Annotated in this window: 15 protein-coding genes and 1 pseudogene; 9 read left to right on the forward strand and 7 right to left on the reverse strand. The window is 47.7% G+C overall.

Translation table 11 applies throughout. The features are described from left to right. Positions 1–195: 195 nt before the first annotated feature. Together ACZ43M_RS25340 and ACZ43M_RS25345 are read right to left on the reverse strand one after the other, a co-directional pair. Positions 196–726 carry a hypothetical protein gene (locus tag ACZ43M_RS25340; protein WP_464505285.1) on the reverse strand — a complete coding sequence of 177 codons (531 nt, stop codon included), beginning with the start codon at positions 724–726 and terminating at the stop codon, positions 196–198. A 630-nt stretch (positions 727–1,356) separates the two neighbouring features. Then, complete coding sequence (locus tag ACZ43M_RS25345) at positions 1,357–3,528, reverse strand: EAL domain-containing protein (protein ID WP_464505286.1); 2,172 nt, start codon at positions 3,526–3,528, stop codon at positions 1,357–1,359. Between the two features lie 755 nt (positions 3,529–4,283). Between ACZ43M_RS25345 and ACZ43M_RS25350 the strand changes: the two genes are divergently transcribed. The 3 genes from ACZ43M_RS25350 to ACZ43M_RS25360 all read left to right on the forward strand — a co-directional run bounded on the left by ACZ43M_RS25350 (position 4,284) and on the right by ACZ43M_RS25360 (position 9,641). Beyond that, the gene (locus ACZ43M_RS25350) at positions 4,284–5,516 is read left to right on the forward strand and encodes an SWIM zinc finger family protein (RefSeq protein ID WP_464508128.1); all 1,233 of its coding nucleotides are present in this window, start codon (positions 4,284–4,286) and stop codon (positions 5,514–5,516) included. Between the two features lie 433 nt (positions 5,517–5,949). Then, the gene (locus ACZ43M_RS25355) at positions 5,950–9,189 is read left to right on the forward strand and encodes a DEAD/DEAH box helicase (RefSeq protein ID WP_464505287.1); all 3,240 of its coding nucleotides are present in this window, start codon (positions 5,950–5,952) and stop codon (positions 9,187–9,189) included. A gap of 269 nt (positions 9,190–9,458) precedes the next feature. Continuing rightward, on the forward strand, positions 9,459–9,641 hold the full coding sequence (locus ACZ43M_RS25360) for a hypothetical protein (protein WP_464505288.1): 183 nt from the start codon (positions 9,459–9,461) through the stop codon (positions 9,639–9,641). Positions 9,642–9,733: 92 nt separating this feature from the next. Here the strand turns inward: ACZ43M_RS25360 and ACZ43M_RS25365 are convergent, their stop codons facing one another. Both ACZ43M_RS25365 and ACZ43M_RS25370 read right to left on the reverse strand, forming a co-directional pair. Then, positions 9,734–10,831, reverse strand: a complete 1,098-nt coding sequence (locus ACZ43M_RS25365) for a 3D domain-containing protein (RefSeq protein ID WP_464505289.1) — start codon at positions 10,829–10,831, stop codon at positions 9,734–9,736. Positions 10,832–11,196: 365 nt separating this feature from the next. Continuing rightward, the gene (locus ACZ43M_RS25370; RefSeq protein ID WP_464505290.1) at positions 11,197–11,646 is read right to left on the reverse strand and encodes a hypothetical protein; all 450 of its coding nucleotides are present in this window, start codon (positions 11,644–11,646) and stop codon (positions 11,197–11,199) included. A 215-nt stretch (positions 11,647–11,861) separates the two neighbouring features. Between ACZ43M_RS25370 and ACZ43M_RS25375 the strand changes: the two genes are divergently transcribed. The 4 genes from ACZ43M_RS25375 to ACZ43M_RS25390 all read left to right on the forward strand — a co-directional run bounded on the left by ACZ43M_RS25375 (position 11,862) and on the right by ACZ43M_RS25390 (position 14,637). Beyond that, the gene (locus tag ACZ43M_RS25375; RefSeq protein ID WP_464505291.1) at positions 11,862–12,266 is read left to right on the forward strand and encodes a helix-turn-helix domain-containing protein; all 405 of its coding nucleotides are present in this window, start codon (positions 11,862–11,864) and stop codon (positions 12,264–12,266) included. Between the two features lie 134 nt (positions 12,267–12,400). Further along, positions 12,401–13,186, forward strand: coding sequence for a transporter substrate-binding domain-containing protein (locus ACZ43M_RS25380; protein ID WP_464505292.1), 786 nt, complete (start codon positions 12,401–12,403; stop codon positions 13,184–13,186). Between the two features lie 59 nt (positions 13,187–13,245). Continuing rightward, positions 13,246–13,893 (forward strand): amino acid ABC transporter permease, encoded by a 648-nt coding sequence (locus ACZ43M_RS25385; RefSeq protein WP_464505293.1) that lies wholly within the window; start codon positions 13,246–13,248, stop codon positions 13,891–13,893. A 21-nt stretch (positions 13,894–13,914) separates the two neighbouring features. Further along, the gene (locus tag ACZ43M_RS25390) at positions 13,915–14,637 is read left to right on the forward strand and encodes an amino acid ABC transporter ATP-binding protein (protein ID WP_464505294.1); all 723 of its coding nucleotides are present in this window, start codon (positions 13,915–13,917) and stop codon (positions 14,635–14,637) included. A gap of 524 nt (positions 14,638–15,161) precedes the next feature. On the opposite strand, the gene ACZ43M_RS25395 is transcribed toward ACZ43M_RS25390, so the two are convergent. Together ACZ43M_RS25395 and ssb are read right to left on the reverse strand one after the other, a co-directional pair. Next, entirely contained in the window at positions 15,162–15,344 is a 183-nt protein-coding gene (locus ACZ43M_RS25395) for a hypothetical protein (RefSeq protein ID WP_464505295.1), read from the reverse strand. A 247-nt stretch (positions 15,345–15,591) separates the two neighbouring features. After that, positions 15,592–15,945: pseudogene (gene ssb / locus ACZ43M_RS25400) on the reverse strand (single-stranded DNA-binding protein); the annotation flags it as partial. Between the two features lie 378 nt (positions 15,946–16,323). On the opposite strand from ssb, the gene ACZ43M_RS25405 reads away from it, so the two are divergent. Next, positions 16,324–16,755, forward strand: a complete 432-nt coding sequence (locus ACZ43M_RS25405) for a YwpF-like family protein (protein WP_464505296.1) — start codon at positions 16,324–16,326, stop codon at positions 16,753–16,755. Between the two features lie 98 nt (positions 16,756–16,853). After that, positions 16,854–17,117 carry a hypothetical protein gene (locus tag ACZ43M_RS25410; protein WP_464505297.1) on the forward strand — a complete coding sequence of 88 codons (264 nt, stop codon included), beginning with the start codon at positions 16,854–16,856 and terminating at the stop codon, positions 17,115–17,117. A gap of 35 nt (positions 17,118–17,152) precedes the next feature. On the opposite strand, the gene ACZ43M_RS25415 is transcribed toward ACZ43M_RS25410, so the two are convergent. Next, complete coding sequence (locus ACZ43M_RS25415) at positions 17,153–17,494, reverse strand: hypothetical protein (protein WP_464505298.1); 342 nt, start codon at positions 17,492–17,494, stop codon at positions 17,153–17,155. Positions 17,495–17,565: the final 71 nt, after the last annotated feature.

A 17,565-nucleotide genomic window follows, 5' to 3' on the forward strand; every position in this document is an offset into this window, starting at 1 on the left:
CCAGCCTGTCGGCTGGTCTTTTGTTTTGGAGGAAATCGCAAGATTTCCCTTGTTTCTATTTTTTCGTGGCTGTTCCTTTGAAGCAAAGATGCGGCTTGTTCGTCCGGGCTAGGCCCGTCTATGCGCCGGATGGGGATCAACAACGCTCCCGAAGTCAAAACGACTGGCCAAGGTTCATTTTTCCATAAGCTTCTATTATTCCTGCATCGTTTGCGGCCGTTTATTTTTTCGGTATAGGTTTTTTTCAAGGAAATGGCCGAGACAGGCGATCAGCAGGCCGAATAGGAGTCCGTTGAAGACGGGATAGTCCATGAGCGGGAAGATGCCCGCCACCCGGCTGTCATGCCAGAAGAGGCCGAAGTCCATCCCGATGGCGAGGCCCAGGAAGAATCCCGACAGATAGGTTCTGACCGCGCCGCCATCCCCCAGCTGCTGCTTATTGAAATTGATGGCGTAGTTTAATGCCTGCCACATGGCAAAGCAATAGAAGGATGGGTAGAATAGTCCCCAGCGGAGGTCGCCTATCTCATGGGCTTCGATCAGTTTGCCTCTGAAGGAATATAATAGGGCCAGATTTAAATCCGCCTTTACGTTGATTATTACTTCTAATATGATCAATGCAAATCCTGTGACAAAATCCCGGTTGTACAGCTGCCCAAAGCCCGGCAGCATAAGCGACCACAGCATGGCGGCACACGGGGAACGATATTTGCGTTTCTGCCTCATCGGGTTCTCTCCCTCACACAATATATCTCTATAATTTCAAGTCATTGCCTAAAAACTCCTTGTTATTCACAAATTTTGGTAAATTGTGCATAGCATTGATTCCTACAACATGGGTAGTAGTACCTAAGGGGTAGATGGGTTATTGATTCAGAGCAGAGAATTGGCGGGATTTTTGGTTCGCAATTAAATGGGGGATTTTCCGGGCTAAAGCAGGATGTCTCTGGGCTAAAAGCAGGATGTTACAGGTTTAAAACAAGGGCAAGGACGGCTTGAAACAAGTGTTGATCGTATTGAAACAAAAGTTGAGAGGCACACAACTGAACTTCGGAGTAATGTTAAATTTACTAACGATAAGTTGGATGAACATCGACAGGTCTTTGATGTTGTTTCTGATGGGCTTAAGGGGTTGAAAATCGATGTTGGATTTCTAAGCTCTAAATCAGGTGTACATGATATGGAAATAAACAATCTTAAGAACAAATTAAAATAATATTACCTAAGCCAGGCTGGACGCCTGGCTTTTTTATGAAAATTGAGAGTCACAAATAAAATGGTGAATTAGCGCAAATAAAAGGTTGGAAATCGCAAAAATAAACCTCCGTTTTCCGCAAATAAAGCTTTAAGAACCTCTTAGAAAGAGTTTCCCAGCAGTTTTCTCAATTCCTCCGCCGGCAGCGGCGGGCTGAACAGGTAGCCTTGAGCGCTGTCGCATTTGTAGTTGCGGAGGAGGTCCAGTTGTTCGTTGGTTTCAACACCTTCGGCGATGACGCTTAAGCCAAGGTTGTGGGCCATCAGCAGGATGGCGGTGGCGATGTTTTGGCCGCTCTTGCTATGGGCCATGTCGCTGATAAACGATTTGTCGATTTTTAACGAATCAATCGGGAAGGTTCGCAAATAGCTAAGCGAGCTGTAGCCGGTCCCGAAATCGTCGATTGAAATATTGACGCCAAGGGCTTTCAGTTCCCTGAGGACTTTGGTAGCCGCTTCGACGTCCATTGTCATACTTTCGGTAATTTCAATTGTCAGGCGCGCGGGATCGATACCCGTTTCGTTTAAGGCATCAGCAATCTTGAAGGCTAGGTTCGGCTGGTAAAACTGGCGAATCGAGATGTTGACCGCCACCGAGAGCGGTCCGAGTCCTTCCTTTTCCCACGCCTTCAGCTGGCGGCAGGCGGTATTCAGGACCCATTCGCCAATTGGGACGATCAGGCCGCTTTCCTCGGCAAGCGGGATGAACTTGTCCGGAGGCACGTTACCAAGCTTATGGTTGTTCCAGCGCAGGAGTGATTCGACGCCGATAATTTTGTTGCTGCAAAGGTTGATAATCGGCTGGTAATAAAGTTGAAATTCCCCTTTTTCCAATGCTTTACGCAGTTCCGTTTCAATTTCGTGACGGTCGTACAACTCTTTGTCGAGGACGGCGTCATAAAATTGAAAATTGTTGCGCCCCTTTCGTTTCGCCTTATACATGGCGATGTCAGCTTTCCGCAACAGGTCGATGACGGTTTCACCGTCAGTTGGGAACATCGTGATGCCGACGCTTGGGGTGACGAACAGCTCATTGCCGTTTATGATAAGCGGTTTTTCCAGCGCATCGATAATCCGCTGGGCAATGCTTGCCGCCTTCTGCTTGCTCACATTTTTCAATAACAGGGCAAACTCATCGCCCCCCTGCCTTGAAGCTAGGTCTTGCTCACGGACGATGGACTGCAATCGCTGGGCGACGTGTTTGAGCACAAGGTCGCCGATGTTGTGGCCAAGCATGTCGTTAATGATTTTAAACCTGTCCAGGTCAAGGTACATCATGGCAATCGCTTGATGAGGTTGTCCGTTGTGGCCTTCTATGGCCTCTTTGGCTCTTTCGTTAAACATCCTCCTGTTCGGCAGGTTGGTCAATTCGTCATGAAACGCCATAAAGTTTATTCTTTCCTCTGCCCGGTAACGATGGACTGCCAAGCTCGTCAAGTAGACTGCTTTTTCAATAACCTGGATTTCAGCATCGGTTGGCTCACTCGGCTTGTCATAATAGATCGAAAAAACCGCAATTACCCCCTGTTGGTTGTCAAAAACCGGTGTCGACCAGCTCGCCATGAGCTTGTTTTCGACCGCGATATCCCGGTGTTTTTTCCATAAAGGATCATTGGCGATGTCATTCACGATGATCGGATGTTTATGGTACGCGGCCGCGGATGCTGGGCTGGTATCCGGACCGATGGGAAGCTGTTTGATTACGGTTGAATAGGCAGCCGGAATCGATGGCGACGAGGCATGAACCAGGCTATTTGTGGTTTCGTCTGTTAGATAAATCGAACACACGCCATTGGAGACGCATTCAATAAGCTGGATAATTTGATCCAGCACCTCGATGTGCGCTGCCCCTTTGGCAATCAATTCGAGGATATGGTTTTGCCCGTTCAATAAGGTTTCCAGTTTGTTTTTTTCGGTGATATCGCGCACCATTCCGACGATTCCCTCGATCTTGCCGTCGACCCAAATGGGGACTGCGGTTATGTATAGATCCAGTTTTCTCCCGTTCTTGTCCTGAATCGAGACGTTAAAACGCTCGCTGCTGCCTTCGAGGACACGGGAAAAATAGTAATTGACCTGTGCTAGTTCGTTTTCGGCGATTAGCTGCGGAAACGTCATTTGGAGCATTTCCTGCTTCTCGTACCCGACGAGAGCGACTGCCGCGTCATTAATAAGCACAAACCGCCCCTCCCGGTCCACGGCATAACAGGCGTCATGATTGTAGTCAAACAGCGACTTATAGATGTCCGATCTAGGGCCAATGATAGAATTCATCTACGACTAATCCCCTCTTGTTGCATTTTTTCCTATTCTACTAAAGTTTAAAGTTGATATCAATTTGATGGATAAAGGAGGAGATTCTATTGTAGAGAACCTTCCCCTGCTTCATTCCGGGAGATTTTGGGGTATAATAGAGGAATATGGATTTTTGCGTGGAAAAGGGGCGGAGCGGCGCACATATGTATCTGTTGCTGTTAGTTTAGTGGCAGGTATCATTTTTATGGCGTTGAATTAAGCTAGCTTAGCTCTGCTCACACCACCTTTATTGGCAAGGTCTGATTGTTTGTATTAAATTATCGAACATACAGGGTACAGATACACTAGTTTATTTTTGAGTAAAGGAGGGACTTGCGATGGAGTCGTTTCCTGGGAGTGAGCAGATTCGGGAGCTGGCGGAAGAGTTGAAGTTGGATATCCTGAGTGCGATGTCGCCTGAGGATGTGCGCATGGTGCAGAGCGGGTTAATGCTGTACCGGCAGGGGCTGGTGTCGCAGCTGCGGTATGATGGCGGTGAGTTTGTCGCGACTGTGCAGGACGTGACACCAGCGAAGGTACGGCTGGACCCGGCGTTTTTGGGAATGAGTGAGTGCTCATGTCCTTCTGTTGGGCTGTGCCGGCATCAGCTGGCGGTGTTTTTTGCAGCATATTCGAAGGTCGGGAGTGTCGGCGATTGGATGTCGGAATGGCGCGAGCCGGCGCGGGAAAAGAAGTCCGCGGCAGGTTGGGGACTGCAGACGGCAAAAGACATGATGAAGGCTGGCCGGCTTCCGCAGCCGGATTATGACCGCTGGCTGCAGCTGTTTGAGGCAAGTTTTGATACGCTCGTTGGCGGCAAAAAGCATTCCAACCCGTATGTGATTCAGGAGCTGTTCGGGATTTACCAGCGCCGGGTGGCCGCGAGTGCGCCGGTTGAGCAGGAATGGCGGATGGTGTATGAGCTCGTGGCGGCGGTGGTGTCGTTTCGCAAGCTTGCGGTGTTGAGTGAAGAGCTTGGCTTTGGCGAGGAAGCGGTGCGCCGTTCGTACCTTCATTGTTTTCAAAATTTATTGGACGATGCCGATGATTTAGCCCGTCGGATTAGTGTTCAGACTTTGCCATTTGCCTTTGATACATTTATCGAGCGGTTAAAGGATGAGGTGTTTGCGGCGCTGACGTGCTGTTCCGGATTTGTTCCAGAGCGTGCGCATCTGCACCGGGTGTTATGGACGGAAGTTTTTCGAAAAAAAGAATGGCGCCAGGAAGAGGCATTGCGAATTGGGGCTGTGCTTAAGGCTTTGGACGAGTCCGAGGAGCCGCTGCCGTTTGAGGTGACGATGATTCATTTGTATTTCCTACTTGAGAATGATGAGCTGGCGTTAAAGCTGGCCGGGCGGGTTGAGGATGAATCGTTTGTGACGTATATGGTGTTTTGGATTGAATTTTTCACAGCAGCAAAGGCGTGGCGCCGGGTTGGACCGGTGATTGAGCTGTTCTTGAGTCGATTGAAGGGATACCTGGGGGCGCTCGGGTCATACCATAGCCGCTCGGCATTTGTCCGGACGGCGTTGCGGGCGATTTCGACGTATTGCACCGAAAACGGGCGGTTCGATTTGTTTGAGCGGGCGCTGCTGGCCGGGCTGCCATATAGTTATGGTGAGTATGAATTTTTGTTGTTTGAGCGCGGCGATTACGATCGGTGGGCGGAGCTTCAGGCGTTTGTTGGGATGGAGTATAGCGACTTGCCGAAGGAACGGGTGAAATTGGTCGAGAAAGAGCGGCCTGAATTGCTGCTAGGGTTGCTGCATCAAACAGCGCAGAAGGAAATTGACTTGAAAAATCGAGCCAGCTACCGGATGGCGGTACGGCACTTGAAGAAGCTGCGGACACTGTACAAAAAGCTTCGCAGAGTCGACGACTGGGAATACTTCCTGGACGGACTGATGGAGCGGACCAAACGGCTGAGAGCATTCCATGAGGAGTGCCAACGGAGTAAATTAATCTAGAGATGGTGTTTAGATTAGTTATGGTGTCAGGCACCGCCCGTGGACATTTTAGCCATTTTGTCCACGTGAGGTGGACAGTTGGGGTTTTCGGGCTGTGGTTTGGTTTGGGTTTGGCGCGCGGGCGGTGCCTGAAGTGAGGTATAACTGGGTATTAAAGGTATATTGATGGGCCCTCGTTTTGTCTGCGAGGGGACGTGCCGGTAATGTGGTTAAATTCGCCGGTAAAAAGGGAAAAGCGCTGGTAAAGTGGTTAAATTCGCCGGTAAAGTACTGCAATGTGCCGGTAAAATGCTGGGCGTAATACGGAAAAATAGAATGTGCCGGTAAAGCCGCTAAAAGCGTCGGTAAAATTCAAAATTCGCCGGTAAATCACCAGAAAACGCCGGTAAAGATAGTATGTCAACGTGGATAGAAAGAAAAGGAGCACGACGCCATGCTGAATAGCAGGTTTTTGAAACTGATCACAACTAAATTAGAGGGCGGCCGCTTTTTTCTGTCTGCTGAGGATGAGCACGGGCGCACAATGGCGCCGGTTCGCTGGAAGAATCTTGTCCTAAGCAGCCACGAAGAAAGTTTTTTCGGAACAATGCTGGAAGAGGCCACGGTAGATGATGTTGAGGGCGTCATCCTGAACGGCTGGCAGCTCGTGTCGCTTTTTGCCAAAGAGTCATTCAACCGCTTCCTTGAGTGGGACTGGAATGAAGAGTCCGAAATTTGTCTCGCAGCGGCCCTGCCGCTTTATGAAGGCATTGTCGAAAAAGATTGGCTCCCGGACTTTTCGGTGTGGGGGCCGGATGGCGAGTTTCGCTGGAAACTCCCCGAGCGGGTGAAAGATGAGTTTGGGCCTGATTTCTGGGAACAGGATGTTGAGGATTCAGTGCACCCAGGCGAGTCTGATTCAGATGCGCTGGACTCCCCTGCCCCGACCGCTCGCGAGTACATTTCTGACCTGTACAACAATGCCCTGGATTCTTTTTTAACAAGAAATTCAGCAATGAAAGAGCTGTTCGGTCCAAAGCTTGATCTGTTGAAAAAACAAAACATCTCGGGCATCGAGCTTGCGCGGTATTTTGATGAGGAAAGCTGGCTTGAGTGGGTCGGAATTAAGGAGAGCGATGCGCCGTTTACGATCGGACTACGGTTGGATGAGCCAGTGGACGGTGAAGGAGACTGGACCCTCGATGTGTTTTTGCGCGGAAAGAAAAATGATGACCAAGTGGTCGATGTCGAGGATGTGAAGCGGGTTCCAGCGAAATGGCGGCCATTTTTGGATAAGGTCGACCGTGAACAAATGCGCTGGGTGCGGTTGATTCCGTGGCTTGGTGATGCTGGTGCCGATGTGGATGAAGATGGTATTGCCCCGTTAAAAACTGAGCTGACTGAGGAAGAAGCGTGGATGTTTTTGACTGAGGCAAGTGAAACCTTGTTGGCGCTTGATGTCGAAATTCTGCTTCCTTCGTGGTGGCAGGCGATGAAAAATGCCAATTTGAAAGTGAAGGCGGCTGTGAAGGGTTCGTCGAGCCACCGGCCGTCATTTGTCGGTTTGCAGCAGATGTTGGATTTTAACTGGCGCTTTTCGATGAATGGTGTCGACCTGTCTGAAGATGAGTTCAATCAGCTTGTCGAGGAAAAGCGGCGGCTTGTCTATATTCGCGGGCGCTGGGTCAAGCTCGATCCGCAGTTTATTCGACAAATTCAGGATTTGATGAAACGGGCTGAAAAGGAAGGCTTGCATGTCCGTGATTTGTTGGAGCAGGAGTTGGTAGCGGCCGATGAGGGCGAAGAAGATGCCGAGAATCCGAAGGCGTTCGCGAAGATTCAGATTGAGCTGAACCGGCAGTGGAAGCAGATGATGAAGCAGCTGTCAGAGACGAATGAAGTGCCGCTCGTGGAGGTGCCTGAGGGTCTGAACGGCGAATTGCGGCCGTACCAACAGCTTGGCATGAGCTGGCTCTGGTTCCTGAGGCAGTACGGATTCGGCGCCGTTTTGGCCGACGACATGGGCCTTGGAAAAACCATTCAGCTTATCTCGTATTTGCTTAAGGTTAAAGAGGAAGTTGGGGGGCAGCTTGGTGCTGCGACGCGTGGCCTTGGAGATGGAAAAGACAATCGCGGTCGCAGGATAAGTACCGTTAACAGTGTGGAAAGTCAGCAAATGGTGCCTGACACCGATGGTGGTGTTGGCACTGTTTCCAAGGTGGAAAGTCATGAATTGGTGCCGGATACCGATAGCGGGGCTGGCACTGTTTCCAAGGTGGAAAGTCATACATTGTTGCCTGACACCGACAGCACTATTACTAATGTGGAAAGCGGTGAATTGATGGCAACCGAAGTGGCAGCTGGCTCAAAGGCTGAAGCTGTTTCCCCTCGCAAGAAGGCTGGCCCGCCTACCTCGGAAAAGGTACCAACAAAGTCGGCATTGATTATCTGCCCTACTTCGGTTCTCGGAAACTGGCAGAAGGAATTAGATCGGTTTGCTCCGGAAATGAAGGTGTACCTGCATTATGGGTCGAACCGTCTGAAGGAAGAAGCCTTCTCGGAAAAGGCTCAAGATGCAGATGTGGTCCTCACCTCTTACGGTTTGAGCCACCTTGACTCCACTGAGTTCGAGTCATTGCTATGGAGCTCGATTGCGATTGATGAGGCACAAAACATTAAGAATGCTCAGACGAAGCAATCCAAAGCAGTGCGCCGGCTGCGCGGCCGTCATCAAATCGCGCTCACCGGAACCCCAATGGAAAACCGCCTATCCGAGCTGTGGTCGATTTTTGATTTTACCAACCACGGCTATCTTGGCAGCTTGGGACAGTTCCAGAAACGTTTCATCGTCCCAATTGAAAAGGATGATAAAAAGGACAAAATTCAGCAGCTGCAATCATTAATCAAGCCTTTCTTATTGCGGCGTACGAAAAAGGATGAAGAGGTTGCACTCAACTTACCGGATAAACTCGAGCAAAAAGAGTATTGCCCGCTGACGACCGAGCAGGCGTCGCTATATGAACAGCTAATTCACGATACATTTGAACAGATTGAAAAGCTGACCGGCTTTGAGCGCAAGGGGCTAGTATTACAAATGCTCAGCCGATTGAAACAGCTGTGCAATCACCCTGCTCTCTATTTAAAGGAAAAGTCGGCTGGACGGCAGCTGTTGGATCGTTCGAATAAATTGGAGAAGCTTGTCGAGCTGGTTGATGCAGTTTTGGATCAGGGCGAGAGCTGTCTGATTTTTACGCAATATATCGAAATGGGCGAAATGATTCGGAGTGCGATCAAGAAGAAATTCGGCGTGGACGTTCCATTTTTGAATGGAAGTGTGGCGAAGACGCAGCGTGATAGTATGATTGAACGGTTCCAGAATGGGGAATTTCCGGTGTTCCTGCTGTCATTGAAGGCGGGTGGAACCGGCTTGAACCTGACGGCTGCCAATCACGTCATCCATTATGACCGCTGGTGGAATCCAGCTGTTGAGAATCAGGCGACCGACCGGGCCTATCGGATTGGGCAATCACGTTTCGTTCATGTCCACAAGCTCATCTGTACTGGCACGCTCGAGGAAAAAATTGACGCCATGCTTGAGAAAAAACAATTCCTCAACGACCAGATTATTCAGAGCGAAAACTGGATTACTGAGCTTTCGACAGATGAATTAAAGGATTTAGTGTATTTGGGTTAGGTGGTTGCAAGACGTTGTTGGAACTATGTCCACGATGGGAATGATGGCAATGGTAGCATTGGTGTCAGGCACCATCCGTGGACATTTGTCTTTGTAGAGAGGACAGTGGTTGTAGACCACTGCCCTTTTTTAATTTGCGTTTGTCAACGTTTAGTCTGTAATGGCTAATGAATTTACTCCAATAATCTTAATATTGAAACTTATCAGAGGTTATATCGTATTAAAGAGAGGATAAGCCATGCAAATAAAGAGTTGGGGGTATTGTCACGATGGAGAATAAAAAATGCGTTAAGTGTGGAGGCACCGATTTTGCAGAAGGTACAGATTTTATGCCCATCAAACCGAGCAAAATGGCGATGAGTGGTAGTAATAAAATTTATACATTTTGTTTAAAATGTGGAGAAGTTGATTCCATCCGCATTGAAAATACAACTATTTTCAAAAGTAAATAGAGATATTTTTATAAGCTTTGCCTCTGTCGAAATAGCAATCAAAAAAAACCCGGCAGGTAAGATCTGCCGGGTCTTTCATATTTAATAGTGAATTAGTCTAATATCACAACTTTAACTGTTTTTCTGCCCCATTTGATGGCTGCAGCGTAGTTTGGCACGAGCACGTCGATTTTGTGACCTTTGATGGCGCCGCCTGTGTCACCGGCGATGGCCACTCCGTAGCCCTCCACCCAGACTTTTTTTCCAAGCGGGATCACTCTAGGATCAACTGCAATTAGCTTCATATTAGGATTGGCATCAATATTATAGCCTAATGCTGTAATTGAACCGGACTCATCCGGACTGTAAGCGGTTGCGGTAACGTATAGCTCTTTCCCCGAAATCGCAGTTCCAGACCCACTGTTATCTGGTGCTGCTGCCGCAACCTTAGGAGCTTGTTCCGCTGCAATGGCTGCCTGGATATTGGCAATCTGTGATGACACAGCCGACTTTTCTTTTTCAGCAAGTGCGACTTGCTGCGAAATCTGATTGTATTTTTCCTGAGCTGACGCTAGCGTTTGCTGCTGTTGCTGCATGTTTTTGTCAAGCTCGTCCTGCTGGCTGGCAAGGGTCTGTTGATGCTCTTGTAGAACCTGCTCTTGTCTATCAATCTCTTTTTTATCTTCTTCAATTTGCTTCAAGTCTTGCTTTTGCGCTGTTAAAATGTCTTTGTCCGCATCCATCAGCGCTGATGCCGCACTGGCACGCTTCAAGAATTCCGTAATGCTGTCGGATTCAAAGAAAATATTGATAATCAAGTTGACATTGTCATTTTGCTGGAGCGCCACAGCCCGCTTTTTCATAATTTCGGAACGGCCGAGGATTTTATCCTCCAGTATGACAATTTCTTCTCTTTTTTGTTGAATCAGCTTGTTGACCTCGTCAATTTGTGCTTGCGTTTTGGCCATTTCTTCTTTGTTTTTCGAAATGGTATTATATAAAGATTCAAGTTGTTCCTGGATTTGCTTAATTTCTTGATTAACAGCCTGCTGTTCTGATTTTTGCTCTTCTAGCAATCTTTGTTTCTCTTGAAGCTGCCTATTAGCATTTTGCAAGGCTTCGTTATTTGTTTGTGCGTATGTAACTGTTCCAGATCCACATAACACAAGTGTAAGTACCACGAGAATAATGCGCTTAAAATGATGCTGCATATACTTCTCCCTCCTTATATTACAGTTATAACAGAATAACGCGCCTGTTATGTTACAAAGAGATTAAAATAACATCACAAATTGACGTGAAGTCTCAAAAAACTACCAAAAAATGGCGAAAATGTGGCGATTCGGGTTGATTATGGGAATATTTAGGGGATATTGCTGTCGTGTTGTATGATTGTCGCATTGATACAGTGGTAATGTCGCTTATGGTGTCAGGCACCACTCGTGGACAATTGTCCGTGTGGGGCGGACAATTATTCTGCCATTTAACAAGACGGTATAAAAAATGCCAAAGGGTGCCTGTCTATGATCGGCACCCTTTGGCGTTTGGTAATTTCTAACATGTGTAATTTAAGTACTCAACATCTCGATATTCTGCACCTAATTTTACCATATAACTTCCTGTCTTTGCTTTCTCTAATCCGCTTTGATGCTGACAGAGTGCGAAGTATGATTCCTTTTTGATGGGACATGATCTGCACGGGGAACTTTGCCAAATTCAGTACCCGCCTGCCTTGCAGGATCGCAAAATGACCCAATACTTCATAAACTTCTTCCTGCAAAACCTGGCCTTCTAATTCGATTTGTACTGAATGTTGGTAAAAAATAATCTGGATATTTTCATCACTAAAATAGATAGGATTTTTTTCAATGTCCCTGAGGGGGATAAATTGATAAGGAGAATCCTTCGATAATGGGGATGAATGATGTGAAAGAATGATGAAATCAGAAAAATTGGGCTTTCTTTGTACCCTCCACTCCTTATTCCTTGAAATGGTTCCGATAAATACTAGAAAAGTATCTTCCATTTAACACCTCCATTTATGACATTAACCTACAACAAATTTTATTATTCGACAATATTTTCTCTTTTCCTTTCCAACAAACATGACATTTTCATGTCATTTATTTCTATGTGTGCACAACATTCACACATCCAACCGTGAAAGTTGCGCACACAAAGTCCTCTGCGCTTATTTTCCCGTTAAGTTAAAATCAGGAAATGTTTATGGCGGTGATTTGTATGTCTATCGGGGAAAAATTGAAGAAGCTTCGTGATGATCAGGTTTGGTCGCAAGAAACCGTAGCCAAGCTGATGAACTTGCACCGTTCGACCATTAGCAAGTATGAAAATGACAAAGCAAAACCCAACAGGCAAACACTAATTCAGTTTGCGAAAATTTTTAAAATAGATAAAAGCTATCTAGTCGACGACTTCGGTGGGGAGGAGGACGCCACAACCCCCGAGACCGGCTTCGTCACAAAGGAAAACTTGGACGACCCCGAGCTGTCTCTGATTAATGAGCTGCTCCAACTGGAACCCGAGTTAAAGAAGGCCCTTGTCGAACTACGTTTAATGGCTCCCAAAGACAGGGCCTGGTATACCGCGCTTACTGTCAATCTATTAAGGACAAAAAAGCCGAATTAATTGAAAAAGTGTTGCACGCTGCACCGCTCCCTGGAACAACTGTCCCGGGGTATATTTTTTTTGTCATTTTTCAAAAGTGGCCGACATAGGGATACAAGGAGAGGATGTCCAAATTTTAAGGGGGAATTTTTCATATGAAGTATGTGATAAAAGGATTGCTGGTTGTTGTCTTGATGTTCACGCTTGCGGCCTGCGGCGGCGGAGGCAGCTCATCAGGTGGAATGAAACTGGTCGAAGACGGCAAGTTCACCTACGCTGCCTCCGGTGAGTTCAAGCCGTTCAGCTATGTGGCCAGCGATGGCACGATGTCCGGGTTTGACATTGATGTCGCCGAAGCTGTCGCCAAAGAGCTGGGCCTTGAGCCGGTTCAGAAAAAATTTAAGTTCGGCGGGATTGTCGAAGGCGTAAAGTCAGGCCGCTTCGATGCCGCTGTTGCCAGCCACACCATCACGGAGGAACGCTTAAAAGCGGTAAACTTCTCGATTCCCTACTACTACTCCGGTCCGCAAATTTTCGTACGTCCGGACAGCACCGTTCAAACCCTCGATGACCTGAAAGGCAAGGAAATTGCCGTTTCGAAAGGTTCCACTTATGCCGAAATGGCCCAGAAAGTCACCGATAAAATTATTTTGCTCGACAGTGACGTCGTCGCTCTTGAGGCCCTAAGCAAAGGCAAGCACGACGCGGTCATCACCGATTTTGTCACCGGTAAGGAAGCGATCGGCGCCGGCATGCAGATTGTCGGTAAGGATATGCTTGGCCGCAGTGAGCAGGCAATTGCCGTCGCTAAGGGCAACGACAAGCTGCTCGAGGAGATTAACAAAGCGATCGAAAAGCTTCGCAATAACGGCACCTTGGCCGTCATCAGCAAACGCCATATCGGCGACGACATCACCACTGACCCGGACAAGAAGGAGTAAATTATTTGTAGGGCGGATCCTGGCATTCGCTCTTTTTTTCAAAATGAAAGGAGTATGCCATGAACTGGTTACAGAAGTTTATTGATTCGTACCCTGTGTTTTTGAAGGGGATGCTGCTGACGTTCGAGCTGACAGTGGTGGCAATTTTCTTCGGAATTTTTGTAGGGTTGTTTTTTGCCTTTTTAAAAATTTCCAAGGTCAAGGCGCTTGAGTGGATTGCCGACACTTATATCTTCCTCGTCCGCGGCACGCCGCTGATTGTGCAGATTTTCGTGTTCTATTACGGCTTGACGTCGTTGAATATGTCACAGTTTCTTGCGGTTGTTTTAGGACTGGCCTTCCACAACGGAGCTTACATCGCCGAGATTTTCCGCGGGGCGATTCAATCAATTGACCCGGGGCAGATGGAGGCCGGACGCTCGCTCGGGATGAGCGTCAAGCTCACCTATCGAAGGATTGTTTTGCCGCAGGCGTTCCGGAGGGCGATGCCGCCGCTTGGGAATCAATTTATCATCGCCTTGAAGGATTCGTCACTGGCCGCATTCATCGGAATGTACGAGCTGTTCAATGTCGCGACCACCTTCGGCTCGAACACCTTTGACTATATGACCTACCTGCTCATCGTCGCCGTGTATTACCTCATCCTTGTATTTATTGTTTCGGTGTTGTCGAGCAGGGTTGAAAAACGGCTTGCGGTGAGTGAATAGAGAGGGAGTTGGGTTAGCACTATGATAAAGGTAGAAAAGTTAAATAAATCGTTTGGTGAGCTACATGTATTGCGTGACATTGATTTGAGTGTTGGTGAACGGGAAGTCGTCTGTTTGATTGGCGCGAGCGGTTCCGGAAAAAGCACGCTGCTCCGCTGCCTCAATTTTCTTGAGGTTAAGGACAGCGGCACGATTTCGATTGGCGGCGAGGTGATTGAGCCCGCCACCCATGACCTGAATGGAGTCCGCTCCCGGGTCGGGATGGTGTTCCAGCACTTTCACCTGTTTCCGCACATGACCGTGATTGAAAATATTATCGAAGCGCCGATCCATGTTAAAAAGGTGCCGCGGGATCAAGCTTTGGTCGAGGGTCGGGAACTTTTGGCGAAAGTTGGCTTGAGCGACAAGGAAAACGTCTATCCAAGCAAGCTGTCCGGCGGGCAAAAGCAGCGGGTCGCTATTGCCCGCGCGCTGGCGATGAGACCTGAGGTCATGCTGTTTGACGAACCAACCTCAGCCCTCGACCCGGAGCTTGTCGGCGAGGTACTAGCTACTATGAAAAAACTAGCCTTGGAGGGCATGACGATGATCGTCGTCACCCACGAGATGGGCTTCGCCCGCGAGGTCGCCGACAGTGTCATCTACATGCACGACGGCCGAATTGTTGAAACCGGGCCGCCGGAGAAACTGTTCGGCAGCCCGTCGGAGCAGCGGACGAAGGAGTTTTTGGATTCGATACTGTAGATGTAAATAAATGTGGGAAAGTTGTAAATAAATCCGGAAAAGTCGTAAATAAAAGCAAAAAGTTGTAAATAAGTGAGAAAGACTTGTAAATATCCCCTATATAAACACAAAGAAACCGCTGACTACTCGATCAGCGGCTTCTTTTATAAAAAAACAGGGGGGTTTTACTAGTAGTTTGTCCCCCCAGGAGGGTATTTATACCATATTTCTTTTAAAAAAGTCTCCCTCGTTGAATTTATTTGCGCGTTTTTGGTTGTTATTTGCGAATGCAGATAGTTTATTTGCGAATTTTATACAGTTATTTGCGAATATCCCCCTTTAATTTGCGAATTCATTTTTTCCCAAAAAAAAACCCGGCCGCCAAACCGGGTATTCAATGAGCTGGGGCTCAGGAGGAGAACGTTGTTTATCTTTCTCTCAACGGAGGCAGTTGCGGGGTATTGATTGTAAATGATTTGATTTGGCATTACCGAAGGCGGGGCCGCCCCACTCTATCCTTCCAGTGAGGCGGCTCCCCTAATTACCTATGAATAAATCCGGACCCGCCCGGTTTCTCTGCACTCCAAATGTTGTTCACGCAAGACCCATTCGAGCTGGGCAACCCGTTTTTGCAGATTTTCCACATTGTTATTGGCCTTTCCGACCATTTTTATTAGACTTTCTAGCAGCTGCTCAAGGTTGCCCATGTCCTTCTCATCAAAATGCATATTCAACCTCTCCCCTCTTCTCGGATGGAGCCTGCGTGGTTGAGGAGCCCGATCCCGCTTGCGATGCAGCTTGGCCAGCACTTGGTGGAGTGGCACCCTGTGCTGGCGCAGCTTGGGCCATAAATTGCCCACCAACAGCCTGCCCTCCTTGTGGTGGAGGTACGGTCACACCACCTGTATGCATAGCCGCAGCCTGATCTGCAATCGCTGCTGCTTGCGCTGTCACGGCCTGCGCGGCTGTCTGAGGCTGCTGTGTTTCTGTCGCATGAGCCGACTCCGGCACCCGGCCGCTTAAGAACCGCACTGATTCTGCAACGACTTCCGTCACATACACCTTTTTTCCGTCCCTGCCTTCATAATTCCGCGTCTGCAGCCGGCCGGTGATCCCGATAACTGCTCCTTTTCGACAATAATGATGCGTGTTTTCCGCCGCTTTTCGCCATAATGTGCACTGCACAAAATCCGTGTCAATCTCCCCATTGTGATTGCGAAAATTGCGATTCACAGCCAATGTAATGTGAGCCACATATGTTCCGTCTGTCGTCGTTCTAAGCTCCGGATCCTTCGTTAACCTGCCAACAAGTGTAACCTGATTAATCATAGCGACAACTCCCTTACCATTTGATGCCTCCATCATAATCCCTGGCCAGAATGGAAGTAAAATCGAGAAAAACCTCTTTTCGAAGCTGTTTTTTCTCGAAAAAGACTTTTTCTAGGGGGTTTTTGTCATTTACTGTGGATAATTCACGTAGAAAAAGTCTTTTTCCCCATTTCGACAATTATTTTTCGACATTTGTACATGGCGTCATCATGTCTCCACTAGAACCGTCCCCATGGTCCCTCGACCATCATGTCCCCAACGGAACCGTCCCCATGGTCCCTCGATCGTCATGTCCCCACCAGAACCGTCCCCTTGGCGCCCATTTGCTTCTCGCGTCTGTATGTTATAATAAGGAAAAACGTGAACAGGAGGCTCGGGATGAAGACGTTTAAGTTGATTTCTTTGGATGTTGTGGAAAATGGGAATAGTATTGAGGTTCCGTTGGAGGATGGTCTTATTCTTAATAAAGAGGACGAACATTCTACCTGGCTGATTGAGGCCTATACCGACCTTTCCAAGTATGAGTTTTTTCAAAAAATCTTAGAGGAAGACCGCGAGATTATTGTTGAAGCGGTCATCTCAAAGAAAGACAATGCCCCTGCTTATTTTCAGACAAAAATCAGCTCGCTTCAGAAGTTCGATCAGCATATCAGCGTGTTATTTCAAGGTCAGATGCGTCGGAATAAAAGTGACTATTCGGAGCTGCTCCTCGACAATTTGCTGCAGAAAGGCTTAGAAGGCGAAGCTCTGCTCACGGAATTTAAGGAAAAAATGAAAAGCAAACCAAAACTCAAGGTGAAAAATTCCTAACCAGCACACAGAGCTGGTTTTTTCATCTAAAAAAGGATTGCTTTTTCAACCATTCCTCGAGATACTTAAGAAATAGAGAGATAAAGGGGGACTAAGAAATGGAAGCTTCTCTTAGTTTGATTTTGAATATCATTGTTTGTGTCTATTTAGCGATAGATGCACCAAAACACGGGAAACGGCCGGTGCTTTGGGCCGTGTTGGGATTCTTTTTCGGGGCCATCGCCTTGGGGATTTATTTAATCCAAACGGACCGAAAAGTGCTCGGCTGGATCATCTTAATTGTTTCAATCATTTGGTTTATCTTTCTGGCTTTTATTATTCTAGCCTTAATTGCATTCGTTTTTGGCATGGGTGCAGCATAGGGAACAGGGACAAGCGCTCAGCTTGTCCCTGTTGTTTATTCGTCTTTGTTGTCGCGGTCGTTGCGGTCGATATCATCCTCGATGATTTCTTCCTGCTTCGTGTTGCTGTCTTTTACTGGGTCTTTATCGGTATCGGTGTTTTTATCCTCTGCCGGGCTGTAGTGGTTGTCGTTTAAATCCATGTCATTGTCATCCAAATCGTTATCACGATTCAAATTTCGGTTGTTGTCATTGTCATTCCAATCCACGTCATCGTTCAGGTTTGTATCAACGTTTGGTGGCGGTGGATTTTGATCATCGTTATCATTGTTACAGCCAACTAGCAGAACAGCCGAAAGCAAGGACCCGGTAAGCAGCGTAAAAAGCTTTTTCTTCAAACCAAAAACTCCCTTCACGTTTCAAATTGGCCTAACACACTTAGCTTTTCCGATTGTCCCGAAAATATTTT

It is taken from the genome of Neobacillus sp. B24 (genome assembly GCF_055381825.1).